The sequence below is a fragment of the Deinococcus pimensis DSM 21231 genome (assembly GCF_000519345.1).
In the GTDB taxonomy this organism is placed as follows: domain Bacteria; phylum Deinococcota; class Deinococci; order Deinococcales; family Deinococcaceae; genus Deinococcus_A; species Deinococcus_A pimensis.
Map to the genome: position 1 here is coordinate 89,050 of NZ_KI912640.1, position 294 is coordinate 89,343.

Genomic DNA, 294 nt, shown 5'->3' on the forward strand with positions numbered 1-294 from the left:
GCGGACGGGGCGGGCGCGGCTACGGCGCCGCTACGCCCCGACTTTTTTTGGAGCCGTCGGGCGTGACGAGCTCGAAGTCCACGTCGCCGAACACGCGCGCCACGAGGCCCGCCACGTCCTCGAACTTGTCGAGGACCTGCTTCGCGTGGAACTTGCTGCGGTCGTCGAAGGTCACGACGAGCGCGCCCGGCTCCGGCACGACCCGCGCGGGCTTCAGGAAGGCGCGCAGCTTCACGTCCGCGAGGCGCATCACGTCCTGCCACGACCCCTGCGGTCGTGGGGCGGGCGCGCTCG

At 72.4% G+C, this 294-nt stretch carries 1 pseudogene; it reads right to left on the bottom strand.

Going from position 1 to position 294, the window contains the following annotated elements:
* Positions 1 to 19: 19 nt before the first annotated feature.
* Positions 20 to 294: pseudogene (locus DEIPI_RS39540) on the bottom strand (DNA polymerase III subunit gamma/tau); the annotation flags it as partial.